We start from the raw sequence: 19,290 nt of genomic DNA on the forward strand, positions 1-19,290 counted from the left end.
AATAATATTGATAGACAACAAGTTAAGCAATAGTTACGCTTGTGAAAAAAGATTTACAACTATCAAGCCTTTTTCCACTTGTAATCTACTTCTTATTAATTCTTATTCGGTCTTTTATATGAAAAGCCCAACCTATTGGTAATAGTCCTACCCATAAAAGGTTTATTCTTTTTCTTATTTTCGATTTATCTCCAATACAAAAATAGAATCTCCAATAATTTATAGCTGCTTTTATTTTACTTTTAATTGGAATATGTAAATCTAACATTTCCCCATAACATATTGTCGTTGCAATTGGACTCTTCATCCTGATTTTGATAATTTTATCTGTAAGTCCCCCCTCAAGGTAATCGCGGTAATAGACTATCTTATTAAAGCAATGCAATTTGTATTTTTGTGCTATTCTAAACCAGACTAACTGTTCTGGACAAAAGCGTTCTCCTTTAATTTCAGGAAAAGGAAATTCACGCATTACGTCGGTTCTAAATACTTCTAATAAATCTCCTATTACGTGATACTTAAATCGAAGTGAAATAGCATCAGTATCAATTATTTCTGTTGGTAATCCGCTTCCTATTTGTTGTCCATTGTGATGAGCCATTAAGCCACAAACGCCAGCAAACGAATTATCGTTTTCAATCTCTTTATATTTTTCAGATATGGTTTCTAAAGCGTAAGATGGTAATGAGTCGTCACTATCAAGAATTAAGAAGAGTTCTCCTTTAGCTTCTTTCACTCCTCGATTGATAGCCGTATGTTTTCCACCATTGCTTTTTTCTATATAGTTGATTTTAAAAGAATTTTTTGCTTCATTATTTTTAATAATCTCGGCTACTACTTCTTTTGTATTGTCTGTGCTTCCATCATCTACTATTACCCATTCAAACTCTTTAATGCTTTGATAGCATAAAGATTTATAGAGTTTTAGCAAGAATGTTGCCCTATTGTATGTAGGTGTAAAAATGGTGATTAGCATATTTTATTTTGCTGAGCTTTTTCTATTATTCTTTTTATAATAGCCTCTGGTTTAAGGTATTGTTCGTAGTATGTTCTTGCTCCTTTTTCAAGTTGTTGTCTATATGCTTCATCATTATTAATTTGTAGCACTGCATCGTAAATATCTTCCACTCGCTCTACAAAGTGTACATTCTTTCCGTGTATTAATCCTTCGCCGGGCATCTCGCGAGTGAGTGGGGTAGAGATGATAGCTTTACCCATACAAAGATATTCTGCTAACTTCCAGCCGTGACATTCGCAGACGCTTGGTGTATTGAATACAAGTACACTTTCCTTTGTTTTCTGGATATAGTCGTCCATTGATAGTCGTTTGTCGTAGATGAAATCGGCATACAGTTCCTTATACTTAGGATAGTCAGGCATTTCTGCTAACACATCTGCCCCTTCTATATAAAACAAACCTCCCTCTATTTCAATATTTGCTTTCTGACAAGCTTTTAAAAATTCGCCACGATACATATTTGTATTCGTATCGGCAAATTTGTTATACCACAAGGTTGAGGCGTGGAATATATAGTTTGGTCTTATTTTGTTTATGGGTTTATACCTGTCAATAGGACGTCTACGAATATTTGTGTACAAGTAATCGCGTAAATAATCTTTAAATGGAATATTACTATATTGTCGTCCTTTAAGAAACATTGTAATACACTTTACAACGTTTCTTAGTTTAGAAGAGAGCGTAATACCAAACTCTGGTCCAATGGGCATTAACTTTGCGTATTGCTGAGCTTGTTCATACGTAGGATTTACCATTCCGTACACATCGCACCAATTGTATCTGTCGTCGAATATTTTAGCAACATCTTCAGTGTCAATAAAGATTTTATGCTCAATATCGTTATTTTTATATATAAAGGCAAAACCGCTGTTATAATCACTTCTGCTTTTATACGATAAGGCAGCAAAAGGTTTTACATCGTATATTATGTCTTTCTTATCAAATAAGCATAGAATGCCATATAAGTAATAAGACGCATAATTATGTTTTAATCGAGGATCTAAAATTATTTTTGTCATTATTTGGCAATATATTTGAAGAAGAAAGAGTCTGGTTTTCCTTTAAAGCTATCGCACATCCAACCCCATGAACCACAATTGAATGTTGATTTCAAATCATCGTTACGAGTTTTAGTTTGTTGCATAATGTACATATTCTTTACGTCAACAACTTTCTGATATTGGTTCAGTACAACTTGATTTTGATGTGTGTAAACGAAATAAGTAGATATGTATCTTAAAAATGGATGAATTTGAGCAGGCACTCCTCCCAATAAAAGTAGTATTACGATTGTACATCTCATTCTTTTTGAGGTTTCTACATCGTAATACCTTTTAATAAGCAGTAATGCTAAAATAAAGATTAAAGGCATATTGGTACGAAAACAAAAATCGTTGTGTAGACCTACTTGAAACCATCCAAACAGAATTACACTTCCTAATGCTATCCACAAGATAGGCTTATTCTGACAAACCTTGTATCCAATTGCAAAGAATATTATAAATTCGAATATCATATAAATTGCAAAGCCATAAACATCGCCTATCAGATTTGTTATAGGTCTTATGCCTTTGTGCGAACCATTTATATTGGCTGAAAAATAGAATGCCACGATAATAATTACCAAGAGTGCAATGATATTTTCGAATGAGAATATCTTTATCCAACTTTCTTTATTACTAAAATACGAATTGTTTTTAAGAAAAAGATAAAAAACAATAGGCGTTAAACCTATGAATGGGAATGGAGCATATAAGAAAATAAGAGCATAGATGAAAGGGATGTATTTGCTTTTTAAATTGTTGAATATAAGCATCATACATAGGAACAATGGAATGGTTTGATTGAAAGGATCGTAAAGAAGCTGTACGATGGGACCTGCGTGAAACGAGGTAGGTGAAGAATTAGTAGCCAATACCTTGAACATATAACCCATCCAGCCACTATCACCAAAGATAGGCAGATAGAGCAAGCATTCTACAATTTTTAAACCTGCAAATAAGTAGATGAAAGCAAAATAAGTAAGGCGTGCCTTTTTCATATATCTACTTACTTCTAAGTATAATGCAACGCTACCCAATGTCATCCATATTAGCTGTGCAGCAAATCCTACATCTAAGGAATGGAAAAGTTTACCAAATAAGGCAGGAACTGTCCAAAATGCGAGATAATAACACATATATAGATTTTGAGTCTTATCATAAATGGGCCATTCGTAATTTACAATATCACTAAATATGGCATTGCGTCCGAAATGGTCATTAGGTTGTACCACATAACCACCAATTCCGCACAATAGGTTGAGCAATAAGGCGATAAATATTACAAAACCAATATGCTTATAAGACAGTTTGAGATCTTTTCTATCGGTATTATTTTTATATTGTTTAGCAATAATCCATATCATACCACACACCACAGGCAGTGCGTAATAAATTTTACAGAAGCCCAATAAAAAAACAATAGTACCCAATGCTAACCAAAGGGTAGAAAAAAGCTGTATAGTATTATATTTTAAGCTCATTATTCTTCGTTATTTAGCAACGTTTCTTGTATATTGAATAGCGGGCGATCCTTCACTTCAATGTAAATTTTACCGATATATTCTCCAACAATTCCTAACCCTATTAAAATACAACCGCCAATAAACCAGAGTGATAACATCAGTGAAGCCCAACCCTGAACATTATTCTTAACAATGAGAGAATGGAGAACATACACAAAGATAACCAATGCTATAAGCAGAAACACAACGCCCATACCGAAAACCATTCTTACAGGTTTTACACTGAATGAGGTAATTCCGTCAATAGCAAAATTGAGCATTTTGCTCAGTGGATATTTGCTTTCGCCTGCTAAGCGTTCTGAACGATTGTAATAAACGCAATCTGTTTTATATCCTATCAAAGGTACTAAGCCGCGTAGAAAAAGATTACGCTCTCTGAAATTGCATAGCTTTTCTACGGCACGTTTGCTCATAAGTCTGTAATCGGCATGGTTATACACAGACTTGACACCCAATCGTTTCATAACGGTGTAGAAAGCAAGGGCTGTATTGCGCTTAAACCACGTATCTGTTTTACGTTCCTTTCTTACTCCGTATACGATGTCACAATTGTTCTTGCTAAACTTTGTAACCATCTCAGGTATTACTTTGATGTCGTCTTGTAGGTCGGCATCAATCGAAATTGTGATGTCCGAAATTTCTTTTGCCACCGTAAGACCAGCTACAAGGGCATTTTGGTGTCCAGAGTTTTTTGCTAAATTTACTCCACAAACCTTAGGTTCCTCTTTGTGGAACAGAGAGATCAACTCCCAAGTTTTATCTTTTGAGCCATCGTTTACAAACAATATGCAGCTATCCTTGTTTATCAGTTGTGTGGCCTCCATATCTGCAAGCAATTGCAGAAGTTGTACCTTTGTACTTTCAATAACTTCTTCTTCGTTGTAGCAAGGCACTACAATTATAAGTTTAGGTATTCTCATAACGTATGTAATGTTTTTTTTTATTTGTTATTCTTATGCTTTACAATTAAAGTAGTGATTGGATTTATCAAAAAATCTAATATGTATGATGTTGCAACTGATACAATGATTAAAACCAAAAATATAATTGGTGGATATTCAAAACCATAGATGAAGTTTGAAAACAGATAATAGCAAAACCAAGTATGTATCATCCACATATTGGTGGAATGTTTGCCTAAAACAGACAATACCTTATCTAAAGCCTTAGGACGCTTTAATGTAAGAAATAGCATTATGACTGCAGCTGCATAGAATGTTATTACAGCTCCTGTATAAAAATAACACCTGATAACAACAATAAGCGTTATGAGTAGGTAAGGAACATACCAAGCATATTGGTTAAAGATGTTCTTTACCTTATTTATCCAGTCATATTTTGACATTGTTCTGCCTATAACAAACGGAAACAATAAATAGAAATATTGGAAAACATTTGCTTGAAAGAATGTATAACGATTCATATAGGCTGAAGCCATATAGATGAGATAACACCCTCCTAATCCTATGTAAACATTAGTTTTATCAAGGAGTTTGAATAAGAATGGAGCTGAAAGCATTAATAAAATATATGGAAGTATAAACCAGCATTCTTGATTAAAGCTTGTTTTGATGGCAAATATATTATAGAAAATGTTTTCTATACTAAATACCATTCTGTTATCGTCCAAAACGGCAGACAACAAGCAGAAGACACTTAATATAATCCAATAACGAATAAATAATTTTGCTAACCGTGAATATTTATTTAAGTCGTCCCCTTGTTTTTTAATAACCACATTTAGCCCATATCCACTTAAAATAAGGTAGAATGGAACAGGGTTGTTCGCTCTTGCTATGGTGAGCCAAATGGTATTGTCATAAATATGAGAGTTTCTTATTGAAAAAAGATGGAAGAAGAGCATAATACATATAGCTACTCCCTTGAGTAATAAAGATTCTTTTTTATCCATTCTTTGTGCTAAATTTGAAGTTGCTTTGTATACATTTCAAACCATAACAAAGCATAAGGGTAATACCAAATACAACAATGGTTTCAATAGAAGAAATATTTATATGCAATATTCTTTTTATAATGAGATTACAAATCCAAATGCACAAAATATGATATACATATATTTGTGTCGAAAATTCTTTTCCTATTGTATTAAGGAATGTATTTTTACCAAGGTCTGTTTTCTGAATACACATTACAAAACATAATATACATACAATGGGAGTAAGTATGGTGAGATTACCCCAATCTGCTTTATAATTAAGTTTATAAAGAATAAAGCTTTCGATATAATAACACACCATTGCTAATAAGCAATAGTTCGTTAAAATTTGAGATAATTGCTACGCAGCTTTCCTCTGCCAGCCAAAGAGTTCTTTGATAGTATGACTAATTAACTTTCGGTTCGGTATGCTCCGACACCTGTCGAAAATTAATTTTGCAATGTATGTGCTCGCTATGAGCTCCTTGAAAGAAGCCATGGAATACGGTAGCCCGTTTTCCTTCATCATCACCTTTGCCACATTCTGTGATGCGAATGATGCGTTGTAGGAGAAGTCCAACTGATTCTTGTGCCTTGCCTGGCAATGCGCGAGTCCGGTATACTGCTTGGCATCGCGGAAGCAAAACTCGATTTGGAATCTTGAGCGGTATGTGCGCAACACTTCCTCACCTGATATGGATGTCTTTGTAGAGAAGAAAAGTTTGTGCTTGCCGTTCGGCATCACCCAAATGACAAGACGCACTTTCTGCTTCAGTGCCTTTGAATAGGCGATGAGTGTGTAAGCTGTGCCTTCAAGTCCTTCGATATGCATCTTCGCCATACGCATGAGGTCGAGTTTCTTGTAATTGATTTTCCCGTCAAGTGTTTTGGGACGCCCGGGCTTATTGGAACGAGGTCCCGTGTACACATAGTATAGGCTCGCCGTATCCCTGAAACGGCTGACAAGATGAAAGCCTTGCTCCTTGATTCCCTCCACAAACGGACGGATAGAGAAGAAAGCATCAGCGACAACAATATCGGTGACCTTCAACAATTCTTTCCTGTAGCGTTTGATGACGGCAATGTAATGCTGCACAAGAGTCATGCTACGCAGTTTCAACTCTCTTGTAGAAGGGGTTTGATGGGCACGAAGCATCATACAGTTGTTGGCGTAGACATCGACAAGGGCAAGTCCCATGATTTCAAGTCCGTGTTTCATGGAACCTGCACAGCCGGACCAGAAAGTACCAACATGCGGAGTCTTCTTGCCTGACTTACTGATGTAGCTCGGATCTATGGCTATAGCCAGCAGTCCGTCCATGTTCAGATAACGCTGGGAAAGGTAGAGGTTGAACTTAACCCAGTTGATGCACTTAGCCCGGCTGCGGTTGAAATTCGTTCTGTAGGTCTGCTCGCAATGGGTGCCGTAACGCTCCATTTGAGTGAAATTTATCTTTCTTTGTATCGCCATGTACAATAAGAGTATTTCCAAGAGTAGATTCTCAAAAGTTTTGCCTAATTTTGCAGATGAGCTTTTGATGGCATCTCTGCAGATTTCTGTATATTGGTCGAGTGGTTCTGATGTCATTTGCTTTATGTTTTTGCTACTATAAAGTTACTGATAATCAGCCACTTGGCCAAATTTTATTAGTTATATTAAGTTAATTAACTCTCTCATTTTCAAACGATTACGTTGGAATTAACGAAGTATTGAATAAGAATATGCTATTAATATTTTTACCTAATTTGGAAAGTAAAAAATTGATATTCTTCTTTATCCACATTCCTATAATAATGAATTCTAATCCTGGAAAGATAAAATTGCAATACCATTCTATTTGAACTGGCGAGGTGTTTCCTAATAAGAAAGAGTATCTTCCAATAAGAATATTGAATAGAATTAAAATAGGTAAGCCTCTAAACAATAAATTTATTTTTTGGAAATAATCAAATATAGCGATGATGATCAATGCCAATATCATAGCTGTTAAGAACCACAAATGAGCAACAATACAATCACCTATAATGAATTGCATAAGCCAAAATTTCAGCGTTGTGATTTGATATAAATAAGGAACTCCAAATCCTAATTGCCAATTAAAAATATATGCAGGAATATCTATTAACAGATAAATAAGATTGCCTATAAAAAATAGTTTCCCTAATTTTTGTAATTGCTTTTTCAACTTATTTGATGTAATTATTCTGTTATCATCATTAAGAAGAAAGAATCCAGAAATCATAAAAAATAATGGTACTGCCATTGTTGCAATTGGCATTAAAAATCCTTTTCCAATCATATTGGTATGAAGAAGGACTACGAGAAATGCACATATACATTTCAAGTTAAACAAACTATAAATAGGTTTATTCCTTTTTTCTTTATTTAAATTTTGCATCATTTACCTCGTTTACCCAAATCGGTCGTCAGACCAGTCAGACCAGTCAGAATAGTCAGACAAGTCCGACTGGTCAGACTGGTCCGACTATTCTGACTGGTCTGACTGGTCGGACGACCGATTTGGGTTTAAAAATTATATAGTTTATCTTCATCATAAAGATGGTCGTATTCGTAGTGTTTCCATGCAAAATCTATATGTCGTTCTTTATGTAAGAATGTTTTGTATGGCATTAGTGCTTCACCCCAGCCATAAATGATTCTAAAATATAGCAAGGACAGCACACAAAACATAATAATGCGATAGCTATTTGCTTTATAATATATATGCCATAACTCGGAGCAAGCCCACGCTGGACCAATGATAAAGTACCACGATAATCGGCCACCATCGCTAAAGCGTACAAAGAATAGCAAAACAAAGATGAAACTCAGGAAAATATTCTTCATAGCCAAAGACATCTTGTCGTTAGGTAGTCGATAATATGAGCGATGGATAAGATAAATAAAGAAGACAGCTTCAATGATATAATCTATACGCGTTCCTTGTTCGTTTGCCGCATTAGCTGATAATTCAGCTTTTTGCTCGTTTACCGCACCACCGATAGTACTCATAAGAAACGAACCTAATGGTGTAAAACCTATTAATAGTGCCACAGCATATATTCGGTAAATCTGTTTTTGTGAGAAATTCTTATTTGCGATAAAATAAAAAAACGAAAACAACAATGCACTATTATGGAATGTTGCAGCTAAAGCCACAATGCTGAAAAATCGTAGAGGCTTTCTATATACAGCATACGGAATGGCAAACCACACTATCACCGTTGCCAACATTTGGCGAAGATAAGTAAAGGTAAAGAAATAGTAAAGGCAGAAGAAAAAGAAAAAGCAGAGATAAGGATGCCTGCAATACTTCAGAATATGGCGTGTCAACGCTATATAGTAAATGATAGCCGTAATTAGAAAGAAGATATAGCGATTTCTTGTTATATACCCAATCAGGATGTTGTACAGACCGTACCCATTTTCTTTAGGATTTATAATCCAAGCTGTAGTAGTGAAAGCAGGTTGTCCGTCTTTTAATCTTTCTGCTGTGGAATCAAAGATTTCGCCATATATATAGGAATCATATCCTCCAAGCATATCTCTAAGACCACAGGTTAATGCGGCAAAAGCCACTGCAAAATAAAAAAGAAGAATATTCTCTCTTTTATATTGTTTTTGCGGTGATATAGAGAGTGCTGTCAAAGCTACTGTGAGAAAAAGTAATATATATATCAACATACGTAAGCTTATTTTATTGTTTAACCCAAATCGGTCGTTAGAATGAGAATGTATTTTTTGAGCTTATTTTGTGATTTATTTTGCATATATCAAAGGAGCATAGCGGGCTATGTAACTGCAGATATAGGCAAGATAAAGCCAAAATAAGGTAAAAAGACATCTCATAAGTTTCGGTAAATAGATAGACAAGCCCTAAACTGGTCTAATGACCGATTTGGGTTTAATCCCACCCAATCATTTATTATTGAGTTGGGGTATTATTTGCATCAATATTTTTGTTGTTCTGTTTTTCTTTATCCCAAACCGGCCGTTATTGTATTTCAGCTGTGTATTCGACAAAGAAGTATGTATAACCTTTCTATATTGGCTAACGAAATAAATAGGTTTGCCCTCCTATTATGGCTTCGTTGTGCAGGGTAGAGGTTCATATCTTTCAGTTCTGACAGAATATTTTTTACTTTGTTAGCAGGATATTTGGTTTGATACATAGCATAAAGCAAGCCTGCAACATTAAGGTAGAGTAGCTGCTCTATGCTTTGTTTTAAATCCCTGTCTTCTATATTCTTAATGATATGTTGCAGCTCTTTTTCGGCTAAGACTGTATCGTTAAAATTTCGCTCTATCGATTTTAAGCTTCTGTTCCGCATTGTTGACAATGCATTGCTTTGGTAATAATTATATCCATAGATATTGGTTAGTAGTATATTCTGGCAAGGAATGATGGCGTATAAGTTGAAAAGATTGTCCTCTTGGTTTACCAGTCTGTCATTCATTCGTACATTGTGCTGTATCAAATGGCTGCGCTTGAAAACCTTATTCCATAGATAGCCACAGAATGACTCTTTTAGTAAATATTCTTTCCCTGTAATTTCCTTGACGGCAACAGTTCCAAACTCTAAGTCGCCATATTGTTCTTTATCGTCAAAGCGTTTGAACCCCATTGAGAGAATATCTATTTCGTTATGTGTGGCGATATGCCCCATAATCTGTTCGATAGCATTTTCGGCTATCATATCGTCAGCATCTACAAACCATACATATTTGCCCGTAGCCCTGTCAAGCAGGAAGTTACGTTCTGCACCAGCCCCCATATTCTTGTTATGGAAAATGTGAATAAAATCATATTTTTTAGCATATTCTTCGCATATCTTCCCGCTGTTATCAGGACTGCCATCAATACCAAGCAATATTTCTATGCCATCGGTGGGCTGGCAAAGTATTGCATCTAAGCATCTTGCAATATACTTTTCTACATTATATACCGGAATAAGAATTGATAGCTGCATAAAATATTATTTGAATATGTTGAGAATAGACTGTACTTCTGGATTTTTTAGTTGGTGGCGATTGGCAAATGCAAAATGATAATAGTAGTAGTATTTGGCTAATTTCAAAGTGAATTTATCCATATACTTCTCTAAAACATAGAAATGGCTTTCATACTTGATGCATTGCTTCTTTAATGAGGCACTCATACTTTGTCCTTCTAAATGTACTATTTTAGGCGAAGGTATAACACGTCTGAAAATATTTTGTTGTGCCATACGATACTGCCATTCACCCTCTTCGCCATAAAGAAAAATATTTTCATCAAACATTCCAACCTTTTCTATAATGTTTCGAGGTATAAACATATCTGCTCCACAGATACATTCTACATCGTGTTCTTGATAATCTATTTTAATATGCTTCTTTAATCGTAATTGGCGTAGCAAAAAATCTTTTATCGTAAAGGCTGGAAAATAGTGAAACGATGAAGCGTATTGTCCTTCTGCTGTTTGTAAGTAGCAACCTAATACGGTATTGGGATGAGCCTCTCCGTATGCGTAAAAGAGCGAAACAGCGTCATTGAGTAATATTGTGTCAGAGTTTAGAAGAAAAATATATTCTCCCACTGCCACCTTCATTCCAACATTATTTGCAGCTCCAAACCCTATATTCTTGTTATTGTAGATATATTTTATATTCTTATCTTTTGAGAAATATTCTTTTGAGCCGTCTGTTGACGCATTATCAACAACGATTATTTCATAACTTACTCCTTTTGTTTGCTGAAGAATGCTATCAATACATTGCTTTGTTAGCGTCTGCGTATTATAATTTACGATTATTATTGAAACCTGAATTTTCATTTATAAACGATGACTAATCTAAATTGGCTGGTTTTATAAATTACCACCGCATATGGTCATTAAATTTTTATGAAATACGTTTTGTTATCTTTTGGCTTCTTCTTGGTTCAAAATATAAGTTCGTTCAGTCGTGTAGCCCGCTACACTCCTTCACTCTCTTGCATTTTGACCTCAAAAATAAGCTCAAAATCTAACAAAGCTAATTTATAGAACCAACCAATTACGAATTATCTATTAGTGACTTGAATAGCTTGTATGAATTCTCAATATCAAATTGTTGTATATCTTGATTTCCTTGTTTTGCTAACTTAATGCGAAGCTCCTTATCTTCTATCAATTGAATAATATTTTTTGATAATCCTTCTGCATCTTCTATATCGCATAGCAACGCATTTCTGCCGTCTATTGCCATTTCCTTATAACCGTCATTGTTAGTACAGACTACTGCACAACCGCATTGCATAGCTTCTCCCACAGTAAGTCCCCAGCCTTCTTTCAAGCTTGTTCCAACAAAGATAGCTGCTGTATTATATATTTTATTGTGTGTAGCCTTATTGGGCTTTTGGAAGTATTGATACCATTGAGGCAAGTCTTTAGGTCTTTCTGGAGTTCCAAAAAGTGTAACTTGTAGGTTGGGGTATTTAGCTTTGACAATAGACAATGCCTCAATCCCATATTTTATGCCTTTACGTTTATCATTGTGATATAACATTATAATGGCTGTTGCATCTCTTTTTTCAATGGCTTTCTGTAATGAAAAAACATTAAAATCAAACCCATTGGGTACTAAATGGTAAGGTAAATTTTCTTTTGCAACAATATTCCCCAACCATTTAGAAACAACAATAAGGGTTAAGTCTAAATGATAACTATTTAGAACAGCTTGTTTGCTAACTTTCCAATCTTCAAAATCTTGTATAAAATAGAGCTTATTTTTTTTATCTCTCGGATACTGACTAACGAGCTTAGCTGTTTCTATTGCTGTTGCTACATATATGTGTGTATGTGGTAAATGGTTATAAGTGAGCGTACTAACGAAATGTTCTTTAATGTTTTTATGCAATTGAAACCAATTTTTTCCAGAGTAATGCAGGCTGATTTTAGCCCTAAAATATCTTGCAATTCTTCCAATACGCTCTTTAATGTTTTTACTTTTATGGTAAAGCATCGCATAAGCAATGTGCACATCGTATCCATCTTCTGCTAATCTGTTAGCATATTCGTACACCATTTTGAAACCTCCTACAGGTTGAAGTGAAGGTTGGTGGAAAACAAAGGTTATGCTTTTCTTATCCATTTGTATATCTTAAATAGTTTTTGCGCTATCGTGAATTCAACAAGCAAGTGCAAATTTACTTAATTAGTTCGTAAAAGCACTCATATGGTGTTCTAAATTCTAATTTCTTTCTTGGTCTCATGTTAATTTTCTTTGAATACTTTGTTATTTGTTGATGACTGACATGTTCAAACGTTTCTTTTTTTGGCACGTATTGTCTAATCAGTCCGTTAGCATTTTCTATAGCCCCTTTCTGCCATGAAGCGTATGGGTCAGCAAAATAGACGGTGACACCAAGGCTTTTGCTTATCATTTCATGGCAAGCGAATTCTGTGCCGTTGTCCGTTGTAATAGACTTGACATACTCTTTGAATGGAGATAGCAAATGTATTACAGTGCGTGCTAACTCCTTGGCATTCTTTCCCTTTTTAAGTTTTCTCATAAATAGCATATTTGTACTGCGTTCTATCAGTGTCACAATAGCACCATGATTTCCTCTTCCAACAATTGTATCCATCTCGAAGTCCCCAAAGCGTTTTCCGTCAACTTCAGTAGGTCTCTCGCTGATACTTGTTCTATTGGGTATGGATATACGTCTGCTACCAACAGGCTTGGCACGATGCTTTAGCTTGTGACGACAGTGTTTATATAGTGTTCCACCTTTTGCCTTGTCCTTACGTATCGTACGATATATGGTTTCATGGCTAATACGTTTACCTTCCTTAGCCAACACGCCAGATATTTGTTCAGGAGACCATTGTTCTGTAATAAGAAGACGTATCGCTTCATCCATAACATCCTTTTTGATTGAATGATTGCCTGGCTTTTTTCGCTTTGTGAGAGCTGCATTTGCTTGGGCAGTTTCCCAATTATACTGTCCTTTGGTCCCACTATTACGTTTTATTTCACGAGATACTGTACTTGGACATACTTTTATCGCTTTCGCAATATCTTTTAATTTAATTCCATTTTGGAGTAGCACAGAAATTGTGTACCTTTGCTCCGAGGTTAATTGTTTGTACATAACAATGCAAAATTAATTAATCTTTGGGAGACAGAGGTCTCCCTTTTTTATTTTTTAAGCATTGCTTGTTGATTTTCCACTCATGGGGGCTGCTCGCCCCCAAACCCCTCGGTGTTTTCTGGTATAGATTATTAAGCTAAACCTACACCTGAAATTGCAGTTCTATGTTGAACTTGTGTATGCTATAATGTCCTTTAAGTGCTAAGCTAACAGCATTTTGTAGTGGACGCTTGTCTTTTGGGAATAGGTGGTGATGTATGTATTCTGTATTGATTTCTTCAAATAGATGAATGAAATCAGTGGAATCTAAATAATCTCCAAAGAATACATCATCTTTGATGATTGCTTTCTTGTGATAGAGCAAGTCTTGATAAAGTTGTAAGTCTTTATTTAATATTTGTTCTAATCTTTGGACTACTTGGATACGCGAATTTATTTTTTTTAGCGATATTCCTTTAACAAGGCTTGCTTGATTAGAGTATTGGTCATAGTGATAAAAGGCTTTAGGCAGATATACTACTTTGATGCCTGTACTGATTAGCTCTATATTGAAAAGTAAATCTTCACAATAATTTACACAATGATTAAATCTAATTTTTGCGTTGTTGTAACAAGCTCGTTTCACGAGCTTGTTCCAACAACTACCATGTAGTTGTTGGAACAAAGCTCGTATCAACTCGCTTGTGCTTTTAAACTCAGCTTTTTGTGTAATGTATTTGCTTTCTTTTTCATATTCTTCAAAATAATCACATATCACCATATCAGCTTCTGAGCATTGAGCTTTTTCCCATAATTCTTGCAGCATAGATTTGTCTACCCAATCATCTGCATCGGCATGGATGGTGTATTCTCCCTGTGCTACTTCAATACCTTTTTGACGTGCGGCGGCTACTCCGCAATTGCTTTGATGATATACTTTTACTTTTGGGTCTTTTAACGCGTAGCCATCACACATTGCTCCAGATGCATCAGTACTGCCATCGTCTACAAGAATTATTTCAATATCTTGTAGTGTTTGACTTAAAAGGCTGTCTACACATCGCTGTAAGTAATGTCCTGCATTATAAACGGGGACGATTACAGAAACTTTGACCATTTATAATTAAGGTTGGTTCTATAAATTAGCTTTGTTAGATTTTGAACTTATTTTTGAGGTCAAAATGCAAGAGCGTGAAGGAGTGTAGCGAGCTACACGACTGAACGAACTTACATTTTGAACCCAAAAACGGAGCAAGCCGAATGCAATCAAACTTGTTTGAATTGTTGAGGCGCAGCCTGTTTTATATAAAAAGAAGCCAAAAGATAACAAAACGTATTTCATAAAAATTTAATGACTATATGCGGTGGTAATTTATAGAACCAACCTTAAGTATTATTTTTGTAGTGTTAGTGCATATATATTCTTCTATGTTGGATAAAAGAATAGCACGGCAATGCTCAATAGTTATAGAAACCAAATATATAGCGCAAGGAATAATTAAAAGGATTAACCATATTGGTGTATTCAGTTGTGTTTTAAGATAAAGTGATAAAGCAGAGATAAGCGGCATTACTGCTTTGTTAAAATGGATGATATAAACAGAAAATGAGTGCATAGCTAATTTGTTGACTAATTTATTATGAAAGTTCATTCTTTGAAAAGCTAAAAAGAATATAATTGAAGCCATGACTATAAATATTGAATTTAGATTCTGAAATGCTGTAAATGGAAATCCAAGTAATTTACTATAAATGATTTCAAGAATATTCATAATTGCTATACAAGTGAAAAATTGTAAGAAATATGCTGATGGGTTATTCTTACTTTTATAATGTATTTTTATATATCTGCCAATTAAATAAAGTATAGAAAAATTAACTATACCCCCCCCGAAATCTGCTTGTAATTGTCTGAAATTCAGTACGTAACAAAAAGTTGCCCAAATGTAAAATAAGCTTGTAGAGATGATAAGAAGCCGCTTGAACTGTCTTTTGTCAAGGCTATCTGTTAGTTTGTTTAATAATGGTGCGGTAATGCAGAGTACCATATAGGTTGATACGAACCAATATTCGCTTGATAAGGTAGGGAACAAGTAACTCACAGCGTGGGTAATGCCTTGATGTGAGAAAAGGAGATAAGCAAATATAGGTAGAGAATAACACAATACAAGAAATTCAATCTTTAGAAGTTTTTTAAGCTGAAACTTGATACTGAAATATCCTGATATGAGGATAAACACATTGACAGCTATGACAAAGATACTATATAAGACGTGTTGTAGGATATAATCTGTTCCTCCTAAAAAACAATCAGCATCGTATTCCGTTTTAAATCCGAACTTTATGATGTGTCCGCCTATGATAAAAAGCATACAGACTATGCGTAAAAGCTCAATGTTCGAGTTTCGCATACTACTCTTGTGGATTTTATTTAAATGGTTCATTTATTTAGTGCCTTTTTATCTTATGGATTATTTGTAGCAAGGAGGTAATTCTATGATAAGTCTTATTACCAAAGTATTGAAGAATAATCATCCAAAAGATGTCTTTCTTTGGATAAATTATTTGAGCAACATCATAATAGTTGTGTTGTTCTGGCATCTTTTTTATGAAATCCCAATGTTCTGTAAACTCTGGATCAGGAGTTATAGTAGCTTCTTCTTTTGTAAATTCTTTCTTTATCAGTACTTGTGTGAGTAGTTCTTCTATCTCAATAGGCGGCGTCTCTTTGCCACGAAAAAGACTATATGGACACGTTTTACGAAAAATACCAATCCCTTTATAATCTCTCCCGTCAATGGAAATTGTAGGAACTCCACAGTTATATGCAGCAGTGCAAGAGCCAGCTGAGGCTAAACACACATCTAATTGTCTTACCATTTCAATTGAGATGGGAAAAATTAAGCCTGTAAAAACGAAGTGTATATTAGGAATACCTTTTAGTTTGTTGATTACAGCTTTTTCTGATTCTTTGTCTTGTGATCCTCCTATATAAAGAAAATTGAATTGTAGTTTGGGATAATGATGAACAAATCGGATTACTGCGTCAATCATTGGCAGAACGTATTCTTTGTTTGTTCTGCCAATAGTTCCAATAGCGTAATCACATTTTGGAAGCCTAAACTTTTCGTTCAAAGGTATATTGCTTAATACATTTGAACAAGTTGCATTTAGAGCGCTTCCTTGGTTTAGTACACGATATGGCTTAAACATATCAGGAATGGTTTGCTTGGTCATTCCTACCAATTCGTGTCGAATATGTTTAAAATTGAAATAGTTAAATTCGCTTTTACTAATTCTATTGCTCTCTAATATCATATAAGCTAAATGCCTTGCCTTGATATGTGAGGCCAATAATTCTGCCCATTGTGCATCTATTACTTCGTGTGATTCAACAATACATTCACCTTCGTCATAATTAGGAATCCATTTTAATATCTTATGAATTAATCTATTTCTTATCCATTTGGGATATACACTGGGAGGGAGTCGAAACAGATTGCTATAGTTGTTGACGTATGGGCTTAGTTCGTCGATATAAATTTCAGAACCTATATTGAGGTGTATTACTACTGGAATAAAATTATTTTTTCGTGCTGATACAATTTTATTTCGTGTATACATTTCTTCTCCCCCTATACTTTTAATAGAGGGTTGAAAAATTATATAATATTTCATCGTTTCCTTATTAAATTAAGCCCATATTCTAATTCTTCAGAATGCATAAGGTAAGCAATGATACAATATGATATTATGGCAGAAATAACTCCAAACGTTAGTTTTAGAACATTATCTTTAAAGCATTCTGTGACGCTAAATGAAATGGCACCCATCAATAGGCTATTCAATAAAATGGGGGATAAATCTTTCATTTGTTTTAAAAAACCTACATTGATTAATTTACCTGTATAATGTGTATTAATGATGAGTGCAATTAAGGAATTGACAACCATTCCAATACTCATTGCTATTAAGTTGATATTTAGTGTTATGAAAAGAATCGTTACGCCTATAATTTTTTTATAAATTTCTAATTTAAGAAAAAGGTCTGTTCGCCCTTTTACTTGTAATAAGTCTAAATTGATGGCATGAATGGGATACCACATCATTGCAAAGCATATAATTTGTAGATATATCACGCAATTTGCCCATTTATGCGAAAGCAAAACTTCTATTAACGGGGAGGCTATGGCTGCTAATAATACCATAAGGGGGAAAATGACAAAAGCCCCCATACAAAGTAAGCGTCTATAATTGTTGCTTAATCTTTCGCTATCATCTTGTATAGTGCTTAACACAGGGAATGTAACACGTTGGAATACATTAGAGAGATTTGAAGAAGGCATTGCTGCTAATGATTGTGCTCTTGAGAACAAGCCTAAGTTGGCAGCAGAATAAAATTTTCCGATAATGAGCGGATATAAATTTTCATATATTGTTGCCATTAATCCTGAGGCTAAAAGTTTTGAACCAAAAGAAAATAAATGTTTGAAAGAGGTATAAGAGAATGCTTCTTTTGGTATCCATCTTACCCAAATAAAAAGAAGAACCATTCTGGATAATCCTGCTGCGAGGTTAAGCCCTACTAAAGCCCAAACACCATATCCCCAATAGGCCATTCCCACCCCAATAACTCCCGAAATAATTGTACTGATGAGTGAGATTTTTGCTTGCGACTTAAAATCTATTTTTATCATTAATATAGCCTGCTGTACAACACTTAGCGAACTGAAAATAACAGTAATTCCCATTGCTTTGGTCAATGGCGATAGAATGGGCATATTGTAAAAATCGGCTATGAATGGTGAAATTATCCACAAAAACAAGTAAGCTATTAGTCCAACTCCAATGTTAAAATAGAAAGTAGTAGATAAGTCTGTATCGGTTCTATCTTGCTTTTGTATAAGCGCATTGGAGAAACCGCTATCTATAAAAGCACTTGTCACTGAAAGAAATATAGTCAACATTGCAATCAACCCATAATCTTTGGGTTCAAGCAATCTTGCTAAAAATAAAGAAAATAGAAATCCTATTCCTTGGTTAGAGAAACGTTCTATACTGCTCCATAATAGCCCTTTGGCTGTTTTTGCTTTTAGCGAGTCGCTACTCATTGTTGTATTATTCGTTGGGTGTTATAAATTTAGAAACTTCTTTTTACGATTTGGAGCAACAGATAAACAGACCAAATTATAGAAAGGTGTAAAGTTTTGAAGGCGAATTTGTAAATAGCTGATAGTTAGAGCTTTATAGTGTAGTTCTAAGACATATATGTTTCAGCCTCTCATACATATATGTTTTACACCCTTAAAGTTGAACTTTGGGGAGGTCATACATATATGTTTTGCTTTTAAAGAGTTGATATTTCAAAAACTTTGGATTAGGTTTGGAAAAATAGAACAATATTTTTAAGTGGGTTCTAAAAATACCTCTAAAGTTTTAGTTCCATTAAAATAAGATTGTTTTTAACCCAGATCGGTCATTAGACAAGTTTAGGTGCTTACTTTATTCTTTTTGAAACTTATGAGCTGTCTTTTGCCTTATTTTGGCTTTATTTTACCTATATCTGCAGTCACATAGCCCGCTATGCTCCTTTGATATATGCAAAATAAATCTCAAAGAATTTACAAAAACTTTCTATTCTAAACTTTGGTATTTTCTTCTTCATTGGCAAGTT

16 protein-coding genes are annotated in these 19,290 nt (G+C 34.5%); all 16 read right to left on the reverse strand.

Annotated elements, in window-relative coordinates:
• Positions 1-85 precede the first annotated feature (85 nt).
• The 16 genes from CZ367_RS09090 to CZ367_RS09175 all read right to left on the reverse strand — a co-directional run bounded on the left by CZ367_RS09090 (position 86) and on the right by CZ367_RS09175 (position 18,727).
• The gene (locus CZ367_RS09090) at positions 86-976 is read right to left on the reverse strand and encodes a glycosyltransferase family 2 protein (protein ID WP_077196606.1); all 891 of its coding nucleotides are present in this window, start codon (positions 974-976) and stop codon (positions 86-88) included.
• Positions 970-2,037 (reverse strand): glycosyltransferase, encoded by a 1,068-nt coding sequence (locus CZ367_RS09095; RefSeq protein WP_077196607.1) that lies wholly within the window; start codon positions 2,035-2,037, stop codon positions 970-972. Before CZ367_RS09095 ends, CZ367_RS09090 begins: the two co-directional genes overlap by 7 nt.
• Positions 2,037-3,542, reverse strand: coding sequence for a hypothetical protein (locus CZ367_RS09100; protein ID WP_077196608.1), 1,506 nt, complete (start codon positions 3,540-3,542; stop codon positions 2,037-2,039). Before CZ367_RS09100 ends, CZ367_RS09095 begins: the two co-directional genes overlap by 1 nt.
• Positions 3,542-4,504 carry a glycosyltransferase gene (locus tag CZ367_RS09105; RefSeq protein ID WP_077196609.1) on the reverse strand — a complete coding sequence of 321 codons (963 nt, stop codon included), beginning with the start codon at positions 4,502-4,504 and terminating at the stop codon, positions 3,542-3,544. Before CZ367_RS09105 ends, CZ367_RS09100 begins: the two co-directional genes overlap by 1 nt.
• 20 nt (positions 4,505-4,524) lie before the next feature.
• Complete coding sequence (locus tag CZ367_RS09110) at positions 4,525-5,496, reverse strand: acyltransferase family protein (protein WP_077196610.1); 972 nt, start codon at positions 5,494-5,496, stop codon at positions 4,525-4,527.
• Positions 5,497-5,881: 385 nt separating this feature from the next.
• Positions 5,882-7,108 (reverse strand): transposase, encoded by a 1,227-nt coding sequence (locus tag CZ367_RS09120; protein ID WP_077195879.1) that lies wholly within the window; start codon positions 7,106-7,108, stop codon positions 5,882-5,884.
• A 100-nt stretch (positions 7,109-7,208) separates the two neighbouring features.
• Positions 7,209-7,922 (reverse strand): acyltransferase family protein, encoded by a 714-nt coding sequence (locus CZ367_RS09125; RefSeq protein WP_077196612.1) that lies wholly within the window; start codon positions 7,920-7,922, stop codon positions 7,209-7,211.
• Between the two features lie 125 nt (positions 7,923-8,047).
• Positions 8,048-9,205 (reverse strand): EpsG family protein, encoded by a 1,158-nt coding sequence (locus tag CZ367_RS09130; protein WP_077196613.1) that lies wholly within the window; start codon positions 9,203-9,205, stop codon positions 8,048-8,050.
• Between the two features lie 320 nt (positions 9,206-9,525).
• Positions 9,526-10,491, reverse strand: a complete 966-nt coding sequence (locus CZ367_RS09135) for a glycosyltransferase family 2 protein (protein ID WP_077196614.1) — start codon at positions 10,489-10,491, stop codon at positions 9,526-9,528.
• A gap of 6 nt (positions 10,492-10,497) precedes the next feature.
• Positions 10,498-11,337: a glycosyltransferase family 2 protein gene (locus tag CZ367_RS09140; RefSeq protein WP_077196615.1), complete on the reverse strand. Its 840-nt coding sequence runs from the start codon at positions 11,335-11,337 to the stop codon at positions 10,498-10,500.
• 220 nt (positions 11,338-11,557) lie between these two features.
• Positions 11,558-12,634: a glycosyltransferase family 4 protein gene (locus tag CZ367_RS09145; RefSeq protein WP_077196616.1), complete on the reverse strand. Its 1,077-nt coding sequence runs from the start codon at positions 12,632-12,634 to the stop codon at positions 11,558-11,560.
• Between the two features lie 55 nt (positions 12,635-12,689).
• Positions 12,690-13,637: an IS30 family transposase gene (locus CZ367_RS09150; protein ID WP_077195399.1), complete on the reverse strand. Its 948-nt coding sequence runs from the start codon at positions 13,635-13,637 to the stop codon at positions 12,690-12,692.
• A gap of 142 nt (positions 13,638-13,779) precedes the next feature.
• The gene (locus CZ367_RS09155; protein WP_077196617.1) at positions 13,780-14,733 is read right to left on the reverse strand and encodes a glycosyltransferase family 2 protein; all 954 of its coding nucleotides are present in this window, start codon (positions 14,731-14,733) and stop codon (positions 13,780-13,782) included.
• 238 nt (positions 14,734-14,971) lie between these two features.
• Positions 14,972-16,060, reverse strand: a complete 1,089-nt coding sequence (locus tag CZ367_RS09165) for an acyltransferase family protein (RefSeq protein WP_077196619.1) — start codon at positions 16,058-16,060, stop codon at positions 14,972-14,974.
• A 4-nt stretch (positions 16,061-16,064) separates the two neighbouring features.
• Complete coding sequence (locus CZ367_RS09170; protein WP_077196620.1) at positions 16,065-17,294, reverse strand: hypothetical protein; 1,230 nt, start codon at positions 17,292-17,294, stop codon at positions 16,065-16,067.
• On the reverse strand, positions 17,291-18,727 hold the full coding sequence (locus tag CZ367_RS09175; RefSeq protein ID WP_077196621.1) for a lipopolysaccharide biosynthesis protein: 1,437 nt from the start codon (positions 18,725-18,727) through the stop codon (positions 17,291-17,293). The genes CZ367_RS09170 and CZ367_RS09175 overlap by 4 nt, the downstream gene beginning before the upstream one ends.
• Between the last annotated feature and the right edge of the window lie 563 nt (positions 18,728-19,290).

The sequence above is a fragment of the Prevotella ihumii genome, assembly GCF_900155655.1.
GTDB classification, from domain to species: Bacteria; Bacteroidota; Bacteroidia; order Bacteroidales; family Bacteroidaceae; genus Prevotella; species Prevotella ihumii.